At 35.1% G+C, this 20,791-nt stretch carries 16 protein-coding genes and 1 riboswitch; all 16 genes read left to right on the plus strand.

Annotated features, from left to right (window positions below; genetic code table 11):
* Positions 1-24 precede the first annotated feature (24 nt).
* The 16 genes from AC1Q5Z_RS12045 (at position 25) to AC1Q5Z_RS12120 (ending at position 20,761) form a co-directional block, all read left to right on the plus strand.
* Entirely contained in the window at positions 25-735 is a 711-nt protein-coding gene (locus tag AC1Q5Z_RS12045) for a phosphoadenylyl-sulfate reductase (protein WP_343587898.1), read from the plus strand.
* Between the two features lie 238 nt (positions 736-973).
* Positions 974-1,873, plus strand: a complete 900-nt coding sequence (cysD, locus tag AC1Q5Z_RS12050; protein WP_008466601.1) for a sulfate adenylyltransferase subunit CysD — start codon at positions 974-976, stop codon at positions 1,871-1,873.
* A 137-nt stretch (positions 1,874-2,010) separates the two neighbouring features.
* Positions 2,011-3,255, plus strand: coding sequence for a sulfate adenylyltransferase subunit 1 (locus AC1Q5Z_RS12055; protein WP_073407993.1), 1,245 nt, complete (start codon positions 2,011-2,013; stop codon positions 3,253-3,255).
* A gap of 81 nt (positions 3,256-3,336) precedes the next feature.
* Positions 3,337-5,427, plus strand: coding sequence for a ferredoxin-like domain-containing protein (locus AC1Q5Z_RS12060; RefSeq protein WP_492444994.1), 2,091 nt, complete (start codon positions 3,337-3,339; stop codon positions 5,425-5,427).
* Complete coding sequence (gene cobA / locus AC1Q5Z_RS12065; RefSeq protein WP_343587911.1) at positions 5,420-6,193, plus strand: uroporphyrinogen-III C-methyltransferase; 774 nt, start codon at positions 5,420-5,422, stop codon at positions 6,191-6,193. Before AC1Q5Z_RS12060 ends, cobA begins: the two co-directional genes overlap by 8 nt.
* Positions 6,194-6,263: 70 nt before the next feature.
* Positions 6,264-6,848 carry a precorrin-2 dehydrogenase/sirohydrochlorin ferrochelatase family protein gene (locus AC1Q5Z_RS12070; protein WP_343587914.1) on the plus strand — a complete coding sequence of 195 codons (585 nt, stop codon included), beginning with the start codon at positions 6,264-6,266 and terminating at the stop codon, positions 6,846-6,848.
* Positions 6,849-7,023: 175 nt separating this feature from the next.
* Entirely contained in the window at positions 7,024-8,076 is a 1,053-nt protein-coding gene (locus AC1Q5Z_RS12075) for an NAD(P)/FAD-dependent oxidoreductase (protein ID WP_044047573.1), read from the plus strand.
* A 138-nt stretch (positions 8,077-8,214) separates the two neighbouring features.
* Positions 8,215-8,574 (plus strand): RNA methyltransferase, encoded by a 360-nt coding sequence (locus AC1Q5Z_RS12080; RefSeq protein WP_343587919.1) that lies wholly within the window; start codon positions 8,215-8,217, stop codon positions 8,572-8,574.
* A 103-nt stretch (positions 8,575-8,677) separates the two neighbouring features.
* Positions 8,678-8,794, plus strand: a riboswitch (SAM riboswitch).
* A gap of 332 nt (positions 8,795-9,126) precedes the next feature.
* Positions 9,127-10,131 carry a homocysteine S-methyltransferase family protein gene (locus AC1Q5Z_RS12085; RefSeq protein ID WP_492444997.1) on the plus strand — a complete coding sequence of 335 codons (1,005 nt, stop codon included), beginning with the start codon at positions 9,127-9,129 and terminating at the stop codon, positions 10,129-10,131.
* A 5-nt stretch (positions 10,132-10,136) separates the two neighbouring features.
* Positions 10,137-10,565 (plus strand): hypothetical protein, encoded by a 429-nt coding sequence (locus AC1Q5Z_RS12090; RefSeq protein ID WP_343587925.1) that lies wholly within the window; start codon positions 10,137-10,139, stop codon positions 10,563-10,565.
* A 246-nt stretch (positions 10,566-10,811) separates the two neighbouring features.
* Positions 10,812-13,487 (plus strand): methionine synthase, encoded by a 2,676-nt coding sequence (gene metH, locus AC1Q5Z_RS12095; protein ID WP_492444999.1) that lies wholly within the window; start codon positions 10,812-10,814, stop codon positions 13,485-13,487.
* Positions 13,488-13,565: 78 nt separating this feature from the next.
* Positions 13,566-14,522, plus strand: a complete 957-nt coding sequence (gene metF / locus AC1Q5Z_RS12100; protein ID WP_343587930.1) for a methylenetetrahydrofolate reductase [NAD(P)H] — start codon at positions 13,566-13,568, stop codon at positions 14,520-14,522.
* Between the two features lie 137 nt (positions 14,523-14,659).
* Entirely contained in the window at positions 14,660-15,313 is a 654-nt protein-coding gene (locus AC1Q5Z_RS12105; RefSeq protein WP_343587932.1) for a class I SAM-dependent methyltransferase, read from the plus strand.
* Between the two features lie 76 nt (positions 15,314-15,389).
* Positions 15,390-16,613, plus strand: a complete 1,224-nt coding sequence (locus tag AC1Q5Z_RS12110; RefSeq protein ID WP_286967930.1) for a dicarboxylate/amino acid:cation symporter — start codon at positions 15,390-15,392, stop codon at positions 16,611-16,613.
* 106 nt (positions 16,614-16,719) lie between these two features.
* Positions 16,720-18,126 (plus strand): pyridoxal phosphate-dependent decarboxylase family protein, encoded by a 1,407-nt coding sequence (locus AC1Q5Z_RS12115; RefSeq protein WP_492445002.1) that lies wholly within the window; start codon positions 16,720-16,722, stop codon positions 18,124-18,126.
* 346 nt (positions 18,127-18,472) lie between these two features.
* Positions 18,473-20,761 carry a TonB-dependent receptor gene (locus tag AC1Q5Z_RS12120; protein WP_492445004.1) on the plus strand — a complete coding sequence of 763 codons (2,289 nt, stop codon included), beginning with the start codon at positions 18,473-18,475 and terminating at the stop codon, positions 20,759-20,761.
* The last annotated feature ends 30 nt before the right edge of the window (positions 20,762-20,791 follow it).

Consider the following 20,791-nt stretch of genomic DNA (forward strand, 5'->3'; position numbering starts at 1 on the left):
ATAGTTTTAGAAAGGAAAAGAATTATGAGTGCGATTATTGTACAAGAATTATTAGAGAAAACGGCAGCTCTTTCGCTTGACGAAACCTTAGTTTTTTTAGCAAAAGAGTTTCCAGAAAAAGTAATTTTTTCGACATCTTTTGGTCAGGAAGATCAAGTAATTACCGATTTTATTGCAAAAAGTAACACAGATATTACGGTGTTTACTTTAGATACAGGAAGATTATTTCAGGAAACTTACGATGTTTTTCATAAAACATTAAAAAAATATAAAAAACCAATTGAAGTTTTTTTTCCAGAAGCAGCTTCGGTAGAAAATCTTCTGAAAACAAAAGGTCCAAATAGCTTTTACGATTCAGTTGAAAACAGAAAAGAATGCTGTTTTATTCGAAAAGTTGTTCCGTTGAGAAAAGCTTTGGCAGGAAACTCAGTTTGGATTACGGGATTGAGAGCAGAACAATCGGAAAACAGACAAGATTTAAGTTTGTTTGAATACGACGGAGGTTTCGAAATCATCAAATTCAATCCGTTATTAAAATGGACTTTAGAAGAAGTTGAAACGTATTTGTCAGAAAATAATGTTCCGCAGAACGCTTTACACAAACAAGGTTTCGTAAGTATTGGATGTGCGCCTTGTACAAGAGCAATTTTTCCTGGCGAAGACATCAGAGCTGGAAGATGGTGGTGGGAATCAAGCCATAAAGAGTGCGGGCTTCACAGTGCTAAGAAAGAGTAAGTCTAGATTTTTAGAAACAAGATACAAGAAGCAAGAAAATAGAGAATTTAGATTTAAAGTTCCGAAGGAACGATTCATATTGTAGCACCGGATTTTAATCCGGGGAAGATGTGGTAAAAACAATAGATTTTTATCCGTTGAAGAGAGAATAAAGAAAATAGAATAAAGAGTGGAGATTTTTAGACCAGGAAACCTGAAACCTAAAACTTGAAACTAAAAAATATCAAACAAAAAAACAATGAGTTCAGTATTAAAAACAAACGCTTTAGAGAGTGAAGCGATATACATTTTCAGAGAAGTAATTTCACAGTTTGACAAACCGGTTTTACTTTTCTCAGGAGGAAAAGATTCTATTACATTGGTGCGTTTAGCGCAAAAAGCATTTTTCCCTGCTAAGATTCCGTTTCCTCTATTACACGTTGATACAGGGCACAATTTCCCTGAAACCATTGCTTTCAGAGATAAATTGGTAGAAGAATTAGGTTTAGAGTTGATCGTTCGTAATGTTCAGGATGCTATTGATGAAGGAAAAGTGGTTGAAGAAACAGGGAAATATTCTAGTAGAAACAGCTTGCAGACTACAACACTTTTGGATGCAATTGAAGAATTTAAGTTTGATGCTTGTATTGGTGGTGCGCGTCGTGATGAAGAAAAAGCAAGAGCTAAAGAACGTATTTTCTCTGTTCGTGATGATTTCGGACAATGGGACGAAAAAAATCAAAGACCTGAGTTGTTTGATATCTTAAATGGAAAAATAGAAAATGGACAAAACGTTCGTGTTTTCCCAATTTCAAACTGGACAGAATTGGATGTTTGGAGTTATATCGAAAAAGAAAAAATCGAGATTCCGTCAATCTATTTCTCGCATAAAAGAAAAGTTTTTTTGAGAGACGGTTTAATCTGGTCGCATTCTCCTTTTGTGTACCAAGAAGAAGACGAACAAATCGAAGAAAGAATTGTTCGCTTCAGAACCGTTGGAGATATGAGCTGTACAGCAGCTGTTGAATCTTACGCAGCAACAATCGAAGAAGTAGTTGGAGAAATCAGATCATCAACCATTTCTGAAAGAGGTGCCAGAATCGATGACAAACGTTCTGAAGCTGCAATGGAAAAGAGAAAACAACAAGGATACTTTTAATAATTATGAGTTATGAGTTTTGAATTATGAATGCAATTCGAAACGAAGTTTAAAAGTAAAATCAAGAAAACAAAAACATACAGATTTAAGTTTCGCACAAAACATGAAACTTTAAACCTGAAACAAAATATTACAGAATGGACGTTTTAAAAATAGCAACAGCAGGAAGTGTAGATGACGGAAAAAGTACTTTGATCGGAAGATTATTGTACGATACAAAATCATTGACGACTGATAAAATAGAAGCAATCGAAAAAAGCAGTAAACAAAAAGGATACGATTATCTTGATTTTTCTTTGGCAACTGACGGATTAGTAGCAGAAAGAGAACAAGGAATTACGATTGATGTTGCGCATATTTATTTTTCGACTGCAAAGAAAAGTTACATTATTGCCGATACTCCAGGTCACGTAGAATATACAAGAAATATGGTTACAGGAGCTTCGACTTCTCAGGTTTCTATCATTTTGATTGATGCCAGAAAAGGTGTAATTGAGCAGACTTACCGTCACTTCTTCATTAATAATTTATTGAGAGTAAAAGAAGTAATTGTTGCGATTAACAAAATGGATTTAGTGGATTACTCAGAAGAAGTTTTCAATAAAATCAAAGCTGATTTTCAGGCATTAAATGCAAAAAGTACTTTCAAGGAACAAAACGTAAGTTACATTCCGTTAAGTGCAATTAATGGAGGAAACGTAGTTGATAAATCTGAAAATATGCCTTGGTATGACGGACAAACAGTTTTAGAACATTTAGAAGGATTACATTCTCATGATGTTTACGAAGCTGGAAAAGCACGTTTCCCAGTTCAGACCGTTATTCGTCCAAAAACAGAAGAATACCACGATTTTAGAGGTTACGCAGGAAAATTATACGGAAACTCAATTAAAGTTGGAGATGCTGTAACAGTTCTTCCATCTTTAACAGAATCAAAAGTATCTAAAATTCACTTTTTCGATAAAACATTTGATGAAGCCGTTGCAGGTTCTTCAATCACAATCGAATTAGAAAATGATATCAATGTAACAAGAGGTGATATGATTGTAAAATCAAGCGAGCTTCCAAAAATTGAAAAAGACATTACAACGACAGTTTGCTGGATGGACAGTAAAAAACTGGTTGCAGGAACTAAATATTTAGTTCAGCATAATACAAACAGAGTTTTAGCAAAAGTAGAAAGCATTAAAAATACAATTGCTACAGATTACTCAGGAACGACAGAAGCTTCTCAATTGGCAATCAACGAAATTGGAGAAGTAACGATCAAATTAAGCAAACCGTTATACTTTGATTCATACAACGAAAACAAATCAAACGGAGCTTTCATCTTAATTGATACAGCAACTAACACAACAGCAGGAGTAGGATTCATTCGCTAGTTGATAGTTGATGGTTTTTGGTTGATAGTTATCTGCCAGCAAACCAACAACCAGCAACTGACAACCAACAACTAAAGAGAAATGGAAAGTTTTAGAACAGAAATAGAAAATCCGGTAGTTCAGAAGGAGATTATCGAATTAGAAAAAAAGATTCACTTATTCCGTGGAGGAAAAATTGATGATGAGCGTTTTCGTAGCCTTCGTTTAGCGCGTGGAATCTACGGTCAGCGTCAGGAAGGCGTTCAGATGATTCGTATCAAATTGCCTTACGGTAAAGTGACCAGCGAGCAATTAGTGCGTATTACACAGGTTTCTGATGAATATTCTACAGGACGTTTACACATTACAACGCGTCAGGATATCCAGATTCACTATGTGAGTTTAGACAGAACACCAGAACTTTGGGCAGATTTGGCTAAAGACGATATTACACTTCGTGAAGCTTGTGGAAACACAGTTAGAAATATTACAGGAAGCGAATTAGCGGGTGTTGACGTAAACGAACCATTTGATGTTTCGCCTTATGCACACGGACTTTTTCAATATTTGTTGAGAAACCCAATCTGTCAGGAAATGGGACGTAAATTCAAAATTTCGTTCTCATCTTCAGACGAAGATACGGCTTTGAGTTACTTACACGATTTAGGATTTATTCCGAAAATTAAAGACGGACAAAAAGGTTTCAAAATCATGTTTGGTGGAGGTTTAGGATCTCAGCCAGCGCATGCTGAATTGCTTTCGGAGTTTGTTCCGGTAAACGAAATCATTCCAACAGCAGAAGGAATCATCCGTATTTTTGATAGATACGGAGAACGTGCCAAAAGAATGAAAGCGCGTATGAAATTCTTAATCAAAGAAATGGGGAAAGATGCTTTCCTTGATTTGGTTGAAAAAGAGAAAAAAGCGATCGCTTTTGAAACATACGAAATTGATACAACCGCTTTTGACGGACCAATTCCAGAACCAGTTTTAGAAGTTCCACAAGTTACAATCGAAGATACAGAAGCTTATGAAGCATGGAAAAAATCGAATGTAATCAAACAAAAACAAGACGGTTATTATGCTATTGGAATTAAAGTTCTATTAGGAGACTTTTATACTGATAAAGCGAGATTATTAGCTGCTTTAATTAAAAATTACGCAGCAAACGAACTACGTTTTTCATTGCGTCAAAATATTGTAATACGTCACGTAAAAGAAGAGAATCTTCCTTTCTTTTATCAAGAATTAGCCAAACTTGACTTTGTTCAATTAGGATATAATTCAGTTGGAGATATTACGGCATGTCCGGGTACTGATACTTGCAACTTGGGGATTGCAAGTAGTACCGGTATTGCAGAAGAATTAGAAAGAGTTTTAAGTGCGGAATATCCTCAGTATTTAAACAACCGCGAAATCGAAATTAAAATTTCAGGCTGTATGAATGCGTGTGGACAACACAATATGTCTGCAATTGGATTCCAGGGAATGTCTATCAACTCAGGAAAACTAGTAGCTCCGGCTTTACAAGTTTTATTAGGAGGAGGAAGATTAGGAAACGGAGCAGGACGTTTTGCTGATAAAGTAATCAAAGTACCGAGTCGTAGAGGTCCTGATGCATTACGTACCATCTTAAATGATTTTGATGCGAATGGAAGCGGACAAAAATTCCTTGATTATTATGATACAAAAGGAGAAAAGTATTTCTACGAAATCTTAAAACCTTACGCAGATGTAACCAATTTAACAGAAGCTGATTTTGTAGATTGGGGTAATGCAGACAATTACGTAAAAGCGGTTGGAGTTGGAGAATGTGCCGGAGTTGTGATTGATTTAGTAGCGACATTATTGTTTGAAGCTAAAGAGAAACTGATTTTGGCTCAGGAATCTTTCGACGAGAAAAAATGGTCAGATGCAATTTACCATGCTTACGCAGGATTTGTAAATGGTGCAAAAGCATTGTTATTGGCAGAAAATCAAAAAACAAACCACCACGCAGGAATTGTAGACTTGTTTGATACTGTTTTTATTGAAACTAGTAAAATCGAATTAAACTCAACTTTTAAAGACTTGGTTTACCAAATCAATAAAAATGAACCGTCTGAAGCTTTCGCTAAAGATTACATTGCACAAGCAACAGTTTTCTTTGATAAAATCGAAACTTTCAGAGCACAGGAATTAGCAAATGCATAATATAAAACCTAAAATAACTTTAGTCGGTGCAGGTCCGGGCGATCCCGATTTACTGACGCTGAAAGCTGTAAAAGCATTGGCTGAAGCAAATGTGGTTTTGTATGATGCCTTGGCCAACGAAGAAATTCTGGATTATGCACCTAAAAATGCGATTCGGATTTTTGTTGGAAAAAGAATCGGAAATCATGCTTACACACAAGATCAAATCAATCAATTGATTGTGGATAATGCTTTGACTTACGGAAATGTAGTTCGACTAAAAGGCGGAGATCCATTTATTTTCGGAAGAGGCGGAGAAGAAATTGATTTTGCAGAAAGCTTCGGAATTGAAACTATCGTAGTTCCAGGAATTTCATCAGTCGTTGCCGTTCCCGCAAGTCAGGGAATTTCAATCACAAAAAGGGGAGTTTCAGAAAGCTTTTGGGTAATTACAGGAACGACTTCTGATAGAAAATTATCGTCAGATGTAGCTTTGGCTGCACAATCTTCTGCAACAGTCGTGATTTTGATGGGAATGCACAAATTGCCTCAAATAATCGATTTGTTTCAAAAAGAAGATAAAGGAAATTTACCAGTTGCAATCATCCAAAACGGAACAACGGCAGAAGAAAAAGTTGGAGTTGGAACAGTAGATTCAATTTTAGAAGTTGTAAAACAAAAAGAATTAGGTTCTCCAGCGATTATTGTTCTAGGGGAAGTTGTCAGAGAAAGCAATAAACTAAAAGGATTTTACGAAGAATTTCTATCAAAAGAAATCATTCATTAGAATTATATGTTCCGTTAGGAACAATTCGTTGGTAAATCATCTAATTTTGTTTAGATGAAAAAAGATTAAAATGGAACAAAACGAATTATATCCAATATTTCTAAAGCTTCACAATTTAAATGTCTTGATTGTAGGTGGAGGAAATGTAGGTCTGGAAAAGCTTTCTTTCTTGCTAAAATCAAGTCCGAATGCTAATGTTGAGGTAGTTGCACCTGATTTTCATTTAGAAATTAAGGTTTTAGCAGAAAAACATCCTTCAATTAAATTGACGGAAAAAAAGTTCAAAAAGAAAATGCTCAAAAAGCGTCACATGGTAATTGCCTGCACAGACGATTTGAAAGTAAATAAAAGGGTTTACGATTTAGCCAGAAAGCGTTATTTGATTTGCAACATTGCCGATACGCCAGATTTATGTGATTATTATTTGGGCGGAATCGTCACGAAAGGAAACGTAAAAATCGCCATTTCAACAAATGGAAAATCGCCAACAACAGCAAAGAGATTGCGCGAGTTTTTTGAAGAAGTAATTCCTGAAGATATCAATCAAATGGTTGAGAATCTGAATGAATATCGAAAGACCCTAAAAGGTAATTTTGAAGAAAAGGTTAAAAGAATGAATGAGATTACCTCTTCATTAAAAAATAAAGAATCGTAAAAGTTCCAGAGGAACGTTTCATATTGTAGTGTCGGGTTTTAACCCGATGAACGATGAGATTAAAAAATAAAGAGTAAAAAAGGTTTCGGAAAGAAATTAATGATAAAAATCATTGAAAGTACAAGGATTTATTCGTTTCTTTGCGTTATTAAGAATGATTATAAACAACAACATAATGATTAAAACAGATATACTTATAATTGGAGCAGGCCCAACAGGTTTATTTGCCGTATTTGAGGCAGGATTGTTAAAATTAAAATGCCACATTTTAGATGCTCTTCCACAACCAGGAGGACAGCTATCAGAGTTATATCCAAAAAAACCAATTTATGATATTCCTGGATTCCCAGAAGTATTAGCCGGAGACTTAGTTGACGGATTAATGGAACAAATCAAACAATTTGAGCCAGGATTTACTTTAGGAGAACGTGCTGAAACAGTTGAAAAGCAAGAAGACGGAACTTTCATTGTAACATCAAACAAAGGAACTAAATTCCACGCACCGGTTATCGCAATCGCTGGAGGATTAGGAAGTTTCGAGCCTCGTAAACCACTTATCGAAGATATCGAGTTTTATGAAGATAAAGGAGTGAAATACTTCATCAAGAATCCTGAGAAATTCAGAGACAAAAGAGTTGTAATTGCAGGAGGAGGAGATTCAGCATTAGACTGGTCAATTTTCTTGGCAAATGTAGCTTCAGAAGTAACTTTAATCCACAGAAGAAACGAATTTAGAGGAGCTCTTGATTCAGTAGAAAAAGTGCAGGAATTAAAATCAGCTGGAAAAATCAAATTAATCACTCCAGCAGAAGTTATCGGAATCAACGGTGCTGAGCATGTTGAATCATTAGATATCGAAGAAAACGGAGCACACCGAAAAATCGAATGCGATTATTTCATTCCACTTTTCGGATTAACACCAAAATTAGGTCCAATCGGTGACTGGGGATTAGAAATCGAGAAAAATGCCATCAAAGTAAACAATGCATTAGATTACCAAACTAACATTCCGGGAATCTTTGCCATTGGAGACGTAAACACATACCCAGGAAAATTAAAGTTAATCCTTTGCGGTTTCCACGAAGCAACCTTAATGTGCCAGGCTGCATACGGAATCATCAACCCAGGTAAAAAATATGTATTGAAATATACAACAGTTTCTGGTGTAGACGGTTTCGACGGAACTCGTAAAGAAGCTCCAAAAGCAGTTGTGAAGGCGATTGTTTAATCTGAGGTGCTGAGGTTCTAAGGGACTAAGGTGCTAAGGTTTTTATATACAAAGCTCAAACTTTTAGTTTGAGCTTTTTTATTGAACAGAATTTTAAACTCAGTATCTTAGTAACTCAGAATCTTAGAATATAAATATATGGCTTTCGACGAAGATAATGCAAAGAGAATTAGAACGTTTCTCCAATATAAAGAAGCAGACTTTTTTGAAAAGAAAATGTTTGGTGGTATTGTTTTCATGGTAGATAACAAATTATGCTGTGGAACTCGTTTAGATAAAAAAGTTGGAGAAAATCTTTTGCTATGCAGAATAGATGATTCGGCTTATTTAAAGGCCATAGAAAGAGATGATGTATTGCCAATGCCTAATACAGAAAAGCCAATGAAAAACCATGTTTTTATTACCGAAATTGGCTGGACAAGAAATCAGGATATGGAGTATTGGCTTCAACTTTGTTTAGATTTTAATCCTTTGGCCAAAGCAAGCAAGAAGAAATAAAAACCTTAGCACCTTAGTCCCTTAGAACCTCAGAACCTAGAAAAAAAACATTTGCAAATCGAAACCCTATTTCATACCTTTGCACTGTTCTTAAAATTATTGTTCGTTATCACGAAAGGCGGAGGGATAGACCCGATGAAACCTTAGCAACCCTTTATCATAAAGAAGGTGCTAAATTCTACTTTATACGACATTTTCCAGTATTAAAGATAGATAACACAAATACATACTCGTATTTCTCAAAACTTTTCTCGATAACATATAATATTTACTGAAACAGATTCTGTATCAGGAGCGAATCATTGGCGCATTTTTGCAGGCAGTAGTTCCCGCTTTTCGTTGCAATCATTTTGCTTTTTAAAGAAAAAAGCAAAATAATTTCCACTTCAATCGGGGCTAATGAGCCGGCAATAGTGCACTTTTGGAATTAATGTGAAAAAAATATAGAAGGTTAAACCCGACAGGTTTTCAAAACCTGTCGGGTTTAAATAGACCCTTCAAAAATTATAATTAAAAAAGCTTTGTGCCTTAGCGCCTTAGCGGCAAAATAATATGGCAATTACAATTCAAGAAGCAATAAAAAAAAATATCCTAATCCTTGATGGAGCAATGGGAACAATGTTGCAACGCTATAATTTCTCTGAAGAAGATTTTAGAGGAGAGCGTTTCAAAGATTTTCCGCATCCATTAAAAGGAAACAACGATTTACTATCCCTAACACAACCACAAGCAATCCGCGATGTTCATGCCGCTTATTATGAAGCTGGTGCTGACATTGTAGAAACCAATACCTTCTCAGGAACGACAATTGGTATGGCCGATTATCACATGGAAGATTTGGTTTACGAGTTAAACTACGAATCGGCAAAAATCGCAAGACAAGTAGCCGATGAGTTTACCGCAAAAAATCCAGAAAAACCACGTTTCGTAGCCGGTTCAATAGGACCAACAAACCGTACTGCAAGTATGTCACCAGACGTAAACGATCCAGGTTACAGAGCTGTAACATTTGACGATTTAAGAATCGCTTACAAACAGCAAGCAGAAGCTTTAATGGATGGTGGCTGTGATTTACTTTTGGTAGAAACAATCTTTGATACATTAAATGCAAAAGCAGCACTTTTTGCAATCGAAGAAGTAAAAGAAGAACGCAATCTTGATATTCCAATCATGGTTTCAGGAACGATTACAGATGCTTCAGGAAGAACGCTTTCTGGGCAGACAGTTGAAGCGTTTTTGATTTCAGTTTCGCATATTCCATTATTAAGTGTAGGATTCAATTGCGCCCTTGGAGCCGATTTGCTGAAACCATATTTAAAAACATTAGCACACAACACAAGCTTTAATGTTTCGGCGCATCCAAACGCAGGATTGCCAAATGCTTTCGGACAATATGATGAAACACCAGAGCAAACACAAGCATTCATTAAAGAATATTTAGAGGACAATTTAATTAATATCATTGGAGGTTGTTGCGGAACAACTCCAGATCATATTCGATTAATGGCTGAGGTTGCGAAGGATTATAAGCCGAGGATTGCTCCAGTATTGATGTAAAAAGAATGAAAGGAACTAACATTAATACAAATTTGACAGGGCCAGTTATACTTTTTGCAATAGTATTTTTATTGTTTTTTCTTTCGCATAAAGATGCTGATGAATATAATAAATACGATAAGACGTTTAAAGGTGAAACGATTGGACTTGCAACTAGAATTGAGCATAAAGGGAAAAGAGACTATTTAAGATATTATTTTTATGTAAATAAAAAAATCTTGTCTGAGATTTATAGTAAAGATGATAATCATGTAAATAAGTTTTTTAAAGTAAAATATGATTTAAATAATCCCGAAAAGGGAAACTATATTATTTTGGAAGAGGAATTAAAACCTGATTCACTTGCATTAGTTAAAGCGGGTTTTACTAAGACGAAATACTATATATATGATGATGTAAAGGCTGAATATTTAGGAAAATGGAAGTGGAAATAAATTTGGAAATCATAAATCGTTTTTATGAACCGAGTTTGCGTGAGGGATAGAAGTGAAAAGCCCACAGCCTGACGAAGGAAGAGCGAGGACTTGTAACGGATAGCCCGGTTCGCCGAGGCGAAACACGCCCTAATTAAAATATTGAAAACGAATATACCTACAAGGTTTTAAAAACCTTGCAGGAAAAAAATAGAATAAAAAAACTTAGAACCTTAGTATCTCAGGATCTTAGTAACTTAAGAAGAAATGACAGAAAAAAGAAGAGACCTTGTATTATCAGGATTAGAACCGTTAATTATTACGCCGGAAAGTGTTTTCGTGAATGTTGGTGAGCGTACAAACGTAACCGGTTCAAGAAAATTCTTGAGATTAATCAAGGAAGAGAAATATGACGAGGCGCTTGATATTGCAAGACAGCAGGTAGAAGGTGGAGCACAAATCATCGATATTAATATGGATGAAGGAATGCTTGACGGTGTTACTGCAATGACTAAATTTTTGAATTTAATTGCAGCAGAACCAGACATTTCGAGAGTGCCAATTATGATCGACAGTTCGAAATGGGAAATCATCGAAGCCGGTCTAAAAGTAGTACAAGGAAAAAGCGTTGTAAACTCGATTTCGTTAAAAGAAGGAGAAGAGGCCTTTATTCATCATGCCAAATTAATCAAACGTTACGGAGCGGCGGCGATTGTCATGGCATTTGACGAAGTAGGTCAGGCCGATAATTACGATCGTAGAGTGGAGATTTGTCAGCGTTCTTATGATATTTTGGTAAACAAAGTAGGATTCCCTCCGCAGGATATTATTTTCGATTTAAATATTTTCCCAGTTGCAACGGGAATGGAAGAACATAGATTGAACGCTTTGGATTTCTTTAGAGGAACGAAATGGGTTCGCGAGAATCTTCCGCACGCTCATATTAGCGGTGGTGTGAGTAACGTTTCGTTCTCTTTTAGAGGAAACGATACGGTTCGTGAAGCGATGCACTCGGTGTTTTTATATCACGCAATTAAAAACGGAATGACGATGGGAATCGTTAATCCGGAGATGCTTACGATTTACGATGATATTCCGAAAGATTTATTAGAATACGTTGAAGATGTAATTCTGGATAGACGTGACGACGCAACCGAAAGATTGTTAGATTTTGCAGACAGCGTAAAAGGTGAAGCAAAAAGCGATGAAAAAACGGTTCAAGAATGGCGTTTTGGAACGGTTCAAGAACGTATTACACATTCGTTAGTAAAAGGAATCGATGCTTTTATTGAAGAAGATGTTGAAGAAGCACGTTTGGCTGCAACGAAACCAATTGAAGTTATTGAGATCAACTTAATGGCGGGAATGAATGTGGTTGGAGATTTGTTTGGAAGTGGAAAAATGTTCTTGCCTCAGGTAGTAAAGTCGGCTCGTGTAATGAAAAAAGCCGTGGCTTATTTATTGCCTTTCATTGAAGCAAGCAAACAAGCTGGAGACAAACAAGGAAACGGAAAAATCCTGATGGCGACTGTAAAAGGTGACGTTCACGATATTGGTAAAAACATCGTTTCAGTAGTTTTAGCTTGTAACAATTATGAGATTGTAGATCTTGGTGTTATGGTGCCTCCAGAAAAAATCATTGCAGCGGCGATTGAACATGAAGTAGATATTATTGGATTAAGCGGACTGATCACGCCTTCGCTTGACGAAATGGTGTATTTAGCCAAAGAATTAGACAAACAAGATATTAAAATCCCGATTATGATTGGTGGAGCAACTACTTCGCGTGCACATACCGCCGTGAAAATTGCACCTCAGTACAGAGAAACTGTAATTCACGTAAACGATGCTTCGAGAGCCGTTACTGTTGCAGGAAATCTGTTAGATCATAATAGAAAAATATATGCGGCAGATATTCGTGCAGAATACGATTCTTTTAGAGAAACGTTCTTAAATCGTTCAAGAGATAAAAACTTCCTGACGATTGAAGATGCCCGCAAAAACAAATTGCCATTGGATTGGTCTGAATATACACCGACTAAACCAAAAGTAATCGGTGCACAAACCATTGAAATAGAACTAGATGTTTTGGTTCCGTATATCGACTGGACGCCGTTTTTCCAGACTTGGGAATTGTACGGAAAATATCCAGCAATTTTAACGGATGAGGTTGTGGGTAAAGAAGCGACATCTGTTTTTAAAGATGCTCAGGCGATGTTGAAAGTAATTTTGGCTGAGAAAAAACTTCAGGCAAAGGGTATTTACGGAATTTTCCCTGCGAATCAGGTGAATGACGACGATATCGAATTGCGTGATGAAAATGGAAAAGTTTTAGAGAAATTCTTAACGCTTCGTCAGCAGTCACAAAAAACAAAAGGTGCTCCAAACATCGCTTTAGCCGATTTTATTCTGCCAAAAGAAAGCGGAATAGAAGATTATATTGGAGCTTTTTGTGTAACAACAGGTTTTGGTGTAGACGAATGGGCTGCGGAATATGAAAAGAATTTAGACGATTACAATTCTATTATGGTAAAAGCGCTTGCCGATCGTTTTGCCGAGGCTTTCGCCGAATATCTTCACGAGAGAGTTCGTAAAGATTTCTGGGGTTATGATGCCGATGAATCTTTAACCAACGAAGAATTGATTAAAGAAAATTATAAAGGAATTCGTCCAGCTCCAGGTTATCCGGCTTGTCCAGATCACTTGGAAAAACCAACAATCTGGAAGCTTTTAGATGTTGAAAAACAAATTGGAGTGAAACTAACAGAAAGTATGGCAATGTGGCCAGCGTCATCGGTTTCAGGATATTATTTTGGAAACCCGAAAAGCCGCTATTTCGGACTCGGAAAAATAAAAGAAGATCAGGTTACAGATTATGCAAAACGCCGAAATGTACCACTTGATTACGCAATGAAATGGTTAAATCCTAATATAGCAGATTAAATTAGTCTAAAGTCAAAAGTCGTAAAGTCCGAAAGGAAAGACTTTAGACTTTAGGCTTTACAACTTTAAGACTTAATAATGAAAGTAACAGAACATATAGAAAACGCCAAAGGAAAAACATTATTCTCATTTGAAATTATTCCACCTCAAAAGGGGAAAAGTATTCAAGAATTATATGATAATATTGATCCGTTGATGGAGTTTAATCCGCCGTTTATTGATGTAACGACTTCTCGTGAGGAATATATTTACATTGATAAAGGCAACGGACTTTTGGATAAAAAATTGACTCGTATGCGCCCGGGAACGCTTGGAATTTGCGCTTCTATAAAACACAAATACAATGTTGATACGGTTCCGCATTTACTTTGCGGTGGATTTACCAAAGAAGAAACCGAGTATATGCTGGTTGACTGTCATTATTTAGGCATTAATAATGTAATGGCGCTTCGCGGTGACGCTATGAAAGATGAACAATCTTTCGTTCCAAAAGCTGGAGGAAATCATTATGCAATTGATTTAGTAAAACAAATTAAAGACTTAAACTGTGGACAATATCTGCATGAAGTAATCGATGCCGATAACAAAGCCGATTTTTGTATTGGAGTTGCAGGTTATCCAGAAAAGCACTTAGAATCTCCTTCTTTGCAATCAGATTTAAAAAGATTAAAAGAAAAAGTTGATGCAGGAGCTGATTATGTAGTAACGCAGATGTTTTTTGATAATTCGAAATATTTTGCTTTCGTAAAAAAAGCAAGAGAAATGGGAATCACAATTCCGATTATTCCTGGAATTAAACCAATTGCCGTTCAAAGACATTTACAGGTTTTACCGCAAATTTTTAGAATCGATTTGCCAGAAGATTTAATCGATGCAGTAGACAAATGCAAAAATAATGCTGATATTAGACAAGTAGGAGTCGAATGGGCGATTCAGCAATCATTAGAATTAAAAGCAGCTGGAGTTCCTTTTTTACACTATTATTCGATGGGTAAATCTGAGAATATCCGCCAGATTGCAAGTCAGGTTTTTTAAAGTCTTTGTGAGGAACTTTGTCAAAGTTTAAAACTTTGACAAAGTTGTTGAGGTCTAGTTTATCATTTCTAAGAATGACAAAAAAACAATCTTCGAATTTGGATTTTGTTTAATTTAGAGTTTTAAAATTTTGCATTATGAAAAATGAAGAATTACAAGCCATAGCTTCTCAATTAAAGCATCCATCAGGAGAAAAAGGAATTGAAATGGGAAATATGATGAACGAAACGAACATCAATATGACCAAACATTCCATTCAAAATCTAAATATTTCAAAAGAGAATAAAATTCTAGAATTAGGTCATGGAAATGCGGGTCACGCTGAATTTCTTTTCGAACAAGCAGATAACCTAAAATATTACGGACTTGAAATGTCTGAATTAATGTTTAAGGAAGCGCGCCAGATCAATAGAAATTTCGTTTCTCAAAAACAGGCATTCTTTTCTATTTATGATGGAAATAAAATTCCGTTTGAAGACGAATCTTTCGATAAAATATTTACAGTAAATACCATTTATTTTTGGGAAAAGCCAGAAGATTTACTTTCGGAAATCTACAGAGTTTTAAAACCAAACGGAAATTTCTGTTTGACTTTTGCTGAAGAAGATTTTATGAAAAAGCTTCCTTTTACTCAATTTGAATTTGAGCTTTACAGCACTAACAAAGTGCAGAAATTAATAGAGAAAACAGCTTTTCAAATTGTTTATACTGAAACTCAGACCGAAAAGGTGAAAAGCAAAACAGGCGAATTGGTCGACAGAGCTTTTACTACAATTGTTTTGGAAAAATAATAAAAGAAAGAGTATTAGTTTTAATACTCTTTTTTTATCTAATTTTAATTCAAGTCTCTAATGCCTTTTACAAATAATGGAAATCAAAAAAATTAATTTTCTACAAAGTTATAGCAGTATCCTTTTGCTTCTTGGCGGAATTATCGTCGGAAGCATTTTTGGATTAGTTTTTGGAGAAAAAGTTCTGGTTATAAAACCGATTGGAGATATTTTTCTGAATTTGCTTTTTACAGCAATTATTCCATTAATATTTTTTACTATTGGCTCTTCAATTGCAAATTTGGAACAAAAAGAAAAGTTAGGAAAACTGTTTTTTATAATGGTTTTGGTTTTTCTTTCAACGATTCTTATTTCTGCAATTGTAATGATTTTTGCTGTTTATCTTTTTCCAATTCATCAGGATATTGCCGTTGCAAAAGTTCCTTTTGAAAACATACAGTCAGGCTCTGTAGGCGATCAGATTGCTAAATTGGTTACCACAAATGATTTTTTCGAATTATTATCGAGAAAAAGTATGTTGGCGCTCATTATATTTTCGTTTTTAATTGGTTTTGCTACTTTACAATCTGGAGAAAAGGGAAATGCTTTCAAGAGTTTTCTAGACTCAGGTAATGAAGTTATGAAACAGCTGTTGAATATTATTATGAAATTTGCACCTATAGGATTAGGAGCTTATTTTGCTTATCAAGTTGGTATTTTCGGACCTCAGTTATTTGGAGTTTACGCAAAACCTATGGCGGTTTATTATGCAGCCTGTATCTTTTACTTTTTTACATTTTTTAGTTTGTACGCTTTTATTGCTGGCGGAAAAAGAGCTTTTAAAGTCTTTTGGAGCAATAATATTACACCTTCTTTAACCGCAATAGGAACTTGCAGTAGTATTGCAACAATTCCGGCAAATTTGGATGCTGCACAAAAAATGGGAATTCCAGCACATGTTCGAAATTTGGTAATTCCGCTTGGAGCACCTTTACATAAAGATGGGTCGAGTATGTCATCTATTTTAAAAATCACTTTTTTATTCGCCATGTTTGGAAAAGATTTTACAGAACCATCAACTATACTTTTGGCATTAGGAATCACTATAATTGTTTCGATTGTCGAAGGCGGAATTCCAAATGGCGGTTATATTGGAGAAGTTTTAGCCATTACCGTTTATGGTTTTCCAATGGAACAAGCCTTGCCGGTTGCCATGATTTTAGGAACATTAGTTGATCCAATTGCGACTTTGCTAAATGCAAATGGTGATGTAATTGCTTCTATGGTAGTTTCCAGATTCTCTGAAAAAACGAAATGGTAGCTTCTCTGTAAATTTTCAATTCTTTAAATAAATACTAAAAACAACTTGTTTCGTGTTGTCTGGCTGAGCGAAGCTAGAAAATACATGATGTAAATAACTATATAATATGAATTCAATACTAAAGCAAGATCTCGACAATTTTGAGAATATCTTAGAAAAAACAAAACAACAAGGGATTGATTTTCTGAATGCCATAGAAAATATTCCAACTTCAAACACTTATACAATTAATCCCAAAACAGCTTTAAACGAATTAGGATTAGGCTCGATTGAAGCTTTAAAAGAATTCAACGAAAGACTAGCTCCTTTAATGGTTTCTTCTCCAGGACCAAGATATTGGGGCTTTGTAACAGGTGGTTCAACTCCAGCATCTATCGTAGGCGATTGGTTAGCATCTATTTACGATCAAAACACTCAGGCTGTAAAAGCACAAGGTGGTGCTTCGGCATTAATAGAGTTTGAGACAATCAATTTATTGCTACAGCTGTTAGATCTTCCGGACACATTTTTAGGCGGATTTGTTACAGGCGCTACTATGTCAAACTTTACATCTCTTGGTGTTGCCAGACAATGGTTTGGTAAGCAATTCGGGAAAGATTTCGCTAAAGACGGAATTTCAGAAACTGTCAACATTCTAACAGCAACGCCGCATTCTTCTTCTATAAAATGTTTATCGCTTTTAGGAATTGGAAGCCAAAATTATACAACTGTAAAAACAATCGAAGGAAATCGTGAAGCTCTTGATATTGCTGATTTGGAAGAAAATATAAAGAAGTTAGAAGGAAAACCTTTCATCTTGATTTCTAGTGCGGGAACTGTAAATACTGCCGATTTTGACGATTTTGAAGCAATTGCTGTATTAAAAGAAAAGTACAATTTCTGGTGGCATATTGATGGCGCTTTCGGCGGATTTGCAGCGGTTTCAGATAAATATAATCATTTGGTAAAAGGTTGGGAAGGAGCAGACAGTATTACGATTGATTGCCATAAATGGCTGAATGTGCCTTATGAGAGTGCTTTCTTTTTAATTAAAAAAGATCATATTAACCTGCAAGTTGAAACATTTCAAAATTCTAATGCACCATATTTAGGAAATCCGTTAGAAAATTTTAATTATCTAAACGTACTTCCTGAAAATTCGCGTCGTTTACGTGCATTACCAGCTTGGTTTTCGCTTAAAGCGTATGGAAAAGAAGGTTTCAAAGATCTTATCGAAGGCAGTATAGCATTGGCTTTGCACTTTGGAAATGCTTTAATAGAAAATGATTTTGAACTATTAGCGCCAATACGTTTAAATAATGTTTGCTTTACTCTAAAAGGAAAACACAATCAAGAGAAAGTAAATCAGTTTCTATCTGCGTTGAATGATACTGGAAAAGTATTTATGACACCAACAATTTATCAAAACAAAAAAGGGATTAGAGCCTCTTTTGTAAATTGGCGAACAACCGAAAAGGATATCAAATTAGTGATTGAAGAAATGAAACAAACGATTTTAGATATGGAAATCTAATAATTAAAGATCTATTTTAAGAGCCCGCTTATTTTGAAGCGGGCTTTTTTTATGTCTTTTGTTTTGAATTTCATTTAAAAAAGATAGAAATATCTAACTCTTCAGGTTATGTTTTTTAATGCAATATTAATTTAATCTTAATTATCTCTTAAGAAAGAATATATTTTTTATTGATTTCTATTTTTTAAAGTTAAATAATGTTTTTATTTAGAATAATTAAAAATAGTATTGTAAAAGCCTGCTGAAGGCCTTAAATTTGGAGCACTTTAATTTTCAAATTCAAAAAATTATAATGCAACTATCTAGATTATTGCTCTTGCTTACAATTCTGTTAATTTCATTTCAAGTGTATTCACAAAAAAACAAATCGAGTTTAAGCGGAGTCATTTTAAATGCTGGGAAACCGCAGGAAGGAGTTTCGGTTGCGCTGAAAGGAACTCCTTATGCTACATTAACTAATAGTAAGGGAGAATATAAATTTACGCTTGCTCCTGGCAACTATACATTAGTAGTTGCATATACAGGTTATAAAGCTACAGAAACAGCAATAATTGTAAAAGAGAGCGCTAAAACTGTTGAAGATATTACCATTGAAGAAGATATGGCAGCTTTAAATGAAGTAGCTGTAACAGGTAAATCTAAAGTACAGCGTGTTAGGGAACAAGCTTATAATATTACCGCAGTTGATCTTAAGAAAACCTACAATACCTCTGCAGATTTAAATCAGGTTTTGAATAAAACAACTGGAGTTCGTATTCGTGAATATGGAGGATTGGGTTCTGCATTTAATTTTTCTCTAAATGGATTTTCAGGAAGTCAGGTTAAGTTTTTCTTGGATGGAGTACCTATGGACAGTTATGGATCTGCACTTACATTGAATAACATTCCAGTAAATATGGCAGAAAGAATTGATGTTTACAAAGGAGTTGTACCAATAGAATTAGGAGCTGATGCGTTGGGAGGAGCTGTAAATATTGTAACCAACAAAAATGTAAACCGTTACATAGACGCTTCATACAGTTATGGTTCGTTTAATACGCACAGAGCTGCTGTAAATACGAGATTTTCTGGTAGAGATGGTTTTATAGCCAACATTAATGCATTCGCTAATTACTCTGATAATGATTATAAAGTTGATGTAAGTGTGGTAGATAAAAATACTTCTAAATTTTTGCCAGAACAAAAATATAAGCATTTCCATGATGGATATAAGTCGGGTACAGTAATGGCTGAAGCAGGATTTAAGAATAGAAATTTTGCAGATTATTTGCTTGTTGGTTTTGCGATGGCAGGAAACAAGAAAGAAATTCAACAAGGAAGAACCATGCAGAAAGTAGTTGGACAAGCTTTTACAGACAGTCAAAGTTTTATCACATCTTTAAAATATAAAAAAGACAATCTTTTTACTAAAGGTTTGTCTTTGAATATTAATTCTACATATGCTCTAGTAAACAACCGCTCTATCGATACTTCGTCGAGAGTTTATGATTGGACTGGAAATTACGTTTACAGGCAGTTTGCCAATGCTGGAGATAAAGGAGAATTGGGCAACAAAACAATTTATGTATACGATGAGGCAAATGCGCAATTCACATCCAATTTGAAATATCAGTTAAATAACCAACATTCTGTTGCCTTAAATTATACTTATCTAGCATATAAAAGAAAGGCAACTGAAGAATTTCAAAAAGTTGTCGATCTTGGTGAACCTACTATCGATAAAGGCATTTTAGGTTTTGGATACAATTTTAGCGGTCTGGATAACCGACTTGCAATTTCTGCTTTTGGTAAGATGTACGATCTGTCGACCAAAATGGTTTCCAATTCGATTAGCCAATCTGCATCGTCAAATAATTATGGATATGGAGCTACTTCTGCTTATCATTTGTCGGATAAATTTCAAATAAAAGGATCATTTGAACATGCTTATCGCTTGCCATCAGCGACAGAAATGCTAGGTGACGGATTAACAATCAACAGTAATATTGGCTTGAAACCAGAAAGTAGTGATAATGCAAATTTTGGATTGGCATTTCTTACTCAACAAACCAAAAATCATTTTAGTGCCGAAACAAGTTTGATATACAGACAAGCAAAAGATTTTATCAGAGAGAAACAAGACGGAGATAAAACCGTTTATGAGAATCTTCAAAATGTACAAATAACGGGTATCGACGGAGTTTTTAGATATGGATATAAAGCTCTGCTTACTTTCGAAGTAAATGGTACTTATCAAAAAAGTCTCAACAAAAATAAATTTAAATCAGGAACAACAATTCCAGATGCGCTATATGACGCACAATTGCCAAACGTTCCAATCTTTTTTGGAAATGCCGATCTGACTTTCAATTTTAAAAATGTCAAATATAAAGGAGATCGACTTTCTCTAAACGCAAGTGCAAATTATATAGACGATTTTTATCTGACTTGGCCAGTTTTAGGAAGCTTAGAAACTAAAAAGGCAATTCCAGAACAATTTACTCAAAATGCAATGGTTGCATATTCTTTCTTAAACGGAACATATAATCTGGCTTTTGAGTGCCGAAACATTACTGATGTAAAGGTGTACGACTATTTTAAAGTTCAAAAGCCAGGACGTTCCTTCTCAGTTAAGTTTAGATACTTTCTTCAATAATTAAAATAATAATAACCCTTAATACTTTTA

The organism is Flavobacterium sp. GW823-FHT06G12 (assembly GCF_058794775.1).